Genomic DNA, 2,635 nt, shown 5'->3' with positions numbered 1-2,635 from the left:
GGATAAATCAATGGCGTTAGTCGTTGAGCCTAGCAACCCTCTGCAACTCTCGTTGTTTGAGTGGATAAATGGTCAGGTAACTGGCTGTTCAGAATCCCCCACTATAGCCCGTAGGGTTTAGTGGGGGAGTATGTCAACCTAAGCAAGCGAATCAATGCCTCCCCCACGATTCAAAAACGAGTCATAATAAAACCCGCTGCTGTGCTTACCGAAATCATGCCCACGTTGCCCACTGCCCGCGAACTCTTTACCACCCTTCTCCCCCAACTGCGAATTGCGGCCAACTACGCCCGCGAAATTCAAAGCCGGATTGTGGCTCAACCGGAAAAAGGCACGTCGGATAATTTTTTCTCCACCGCCCTCACCGATGCGGATCTGTCAGTGCAAACCTTTATTGAAGTGTCGCTGTTGAGCCAATTTCCCCAGGTGCGTTTTTACGGTGAAGAACACGCCCAATCCTATAACACCAAGTATTTTCGCGGCATTACCCTTGGGGAAGAGCCGGGGGATTATTTGATCACCCTTGATCCCATTGATGGGACGCGCTGGTATATGGACGGCACGGATAACTATCAAATTGTGTTGACGGTGTTGGATCAGGATGATTATCTCGGCGTGTTGATTATCAGCCCGGCGACCCAAGATTATTTTTGTACCCTGCGGGGGGAAGGCTGTCGCTGGGGAACCTTGGCGATGGATTTGGATAGCTTAACGCCGGTCACGATCGCAACACCAAAATCGGGGGTGTATATTTCCTGGGGCATGGAAGCGATCGCCCCCCATCTGCCCCCCGCCTACCAAGCAATCCGCAGCCGCGACTACACGACCCAAAATCCCCGCCCCAACTTTAGCCGCATCCTCCGGGGGGATCTCTGCGGGGCAGTGTTGCGAGCCGGGAAATGGCTGGATGGGGCGGCGTTGGCCTTCTCGGTGCGAGAAGCGGGGGGAATTGTTACGCTCCATGATGGCTCCCCTGTGCCGCCGATGTCTGCCTGTGTAGAGTATCAATTGCCGGGGTTGGTGGTGGCCTATCGTCCTGAAGTCCATGCCGACTTGTTGCGGACGGTGCAGGCGGCGGCAGAATTGGAAGTGCAAGGATAAGGGGCCATGGCGATCGCAACGACGATTAATCCAGAGTTTTATCGGGTCTTTTCCCCGGCGCAAGTGCGGGAAATCATGGCGCATTTAAAGCGCGATCGCGCCATTCCCTTTAAATTTTTCTATCAGGGCAAACTCGTCGAAGCCTGGGACGCGCTCAATGTGCAACAGGACAACGCCCCGATCAGCAGTGCCAAAACGGACGAAGCGTTTTTAAAACGGGTCTGCATCCATCTTTTCCAAACGGAAACAGGATGCGATCGCTGGAATCTGATCGACATCGGCGCGGGCAATCCGCAACTGGTGCGAAAATTGGTCGGCACATTGCTCGAAAACCACTGCCTCAATGCCTATGTAGCCCTGGACATTAGCCCCGATCTCCTCACCCTTTCAGAAACCACCCTCACCCCTTGGTTTCCCGCCCTCCATTGGCACGGCCACCTCTGGGATTTTGAACGCGACCCGATGCCCCTTGCCCTCGGTGACTATCGCCACACCCCCCAAGCTGCGGCCAATCTGTATCTTTATCTGGGGGGAACGTTTTGTAATGTGGGCGATCGCATCACCGTCCTGCGCCACATTGCCGCCGGGATGGAGCCGGGCGAATGGCTCTGCATTAGCTTTAGTGTCGATTTTCGCGATACGGGCCCCCGTGAGTTTGACCCCACCCACCACATATCCCACCAAGCCAGCCAATTCATCCTCGACAGCTTCGGCATTCACCCAGACCACGCCGAAATCGTCGGCTATTTCGATCCCGATTGGCCCGGCTATAAAACCGATATTCGCCTGCATCGGGATTATGACATTCAGGTGGATGATGGGGAGGGGGCAGAGGAGGCGATCGCCCTCCAGGCTGGCGACGCGATCAACATCTACCGCTTCTTTTCCTACACCATCGAAGCCGACACCAGCGCCCCCCAAATCCACGCCGACTTCACCGCCGCCGGCCTTGAGATCCTCTCCTACCGGATCGAAGCTCTCCTGTCCCGCGCCATGATTGTCTGTTGTCGAACCGGGGCGGGTTAGTTGACGCTGCGGCCGCTGATATAGCGATCGCGCCCCTGTTGTTTGGCCATGTAGAGAGCTTGGTCGGCGGTTTCGATCAGGAGTGTGAGCAGGCTGTGGGTGGGGGGAGTGAGGGAGGCAATGCCCATGCTGATCGTGATCCGGGTGCTGACCCGTGAAACATTATGGGGGATGGCCAGTGCTCGGAGGGCGGCTTGAATCTGTGCCGCCACCTCTAACCCTTGCCCTTCCTCAAACCCCGGCAGCACAAGGGCGAACTCCTCCCCCCCATAGCGAGCCGCCAAATCCGTGGGCCGGGGTAAACTGTCTTGGAGAATTTGGGCGATCGCCTGAAGGGTGCGATCGCCGCTTAGATGGCCATAGCGATCGTTATCTTAAATGTGCAAAGAAGACTCCCACTATAAAGCGAGTCCGAGTAGAGTTACCGAAGGTAACGGCGGACGTGCCTTTTAGTGGCGAGATGAATTTGCACCAACAAACAAATCGAGCGACAGCGAGTCCTTTAATT

Annotated in this window: 2 protein-coding genes and 1 pseudogene; 2 read left to right on the top strand and 1 reads right to left on the bottom strand. The window is 55.9% G+C overall.

What is annotated here, in order from left to right; all coding sequences use genetic code 11:
* Positions 1 to 216 precede the first annotated feature (216 nt).
* Positions 217 to 1,101: an inositol monophosphatase family protein gene (locus tag PN477_RS10120; protein ID WP_272117731.1), complete on the top strand. Its 885-nt coding sequence runs from the start codon at positions 217 to 219 to the stop codon at positions 1,099 to 1,101.
* Between the two features lie 6 nt (positions 1,102 to 1,107).
* Complete coding sequence (locus tag PN477_RS10115; protein WP_272117730.1) at positions 1,108 to 2,127, top strand: L-histidine N(alpha)-methyltransferase; 1,020 nt, start codon at positions 1,108 to 1,110, stop codon at positions 2,125 to 2,127.
* On the opposite strand, the pseudogene PN477_RS10110 reads toward PN477_RS10115, so the two are convergent.
* Positions 2,124 to 2,486, bottom strand: a pseudogene (locus PN477_RS10110) (diguanylate cyclase domain-containing protein); the annotation flags it as partial. The gene PN477_RS10115 and the pseudogene PN477_RS10110 sit on opposite strands and share 4 nt — an antisense overlap.
* Positions 2,487 to 2,635: the final 149 nt, after the last annotated feature.

The organism is Spirulina subsalsa CS-330 (assembly GCF_028330765.1).
Classification (GTDB): Bacteria; Cyanobacteriota; Cyanobacteriia; order Cyanobacteriales; family Spirulinaceae; genus Spirulina; species Spirulina subsalsa_A.
This window is presented reverse-complemented; position numbering and strand designations above follow the sequence as displayed.

Excerpts from the sequence above, each read along its gene's own strand:
- PN477_RS10115 (WP_272117730.1), top strand. The coding sequence starts at position 1,108 with ATGGCGATCGCAACGACGATTAATCCAGAGTTTTATCGGGTCTTTTCC.
- PN477_RS10120 (WP_272117731.1), top strand. The coding sequence starts at position 217 with ATGCCCACGTTGCCCACTGCCCGCGAACTCTTTACCACCCTTCTCCCC.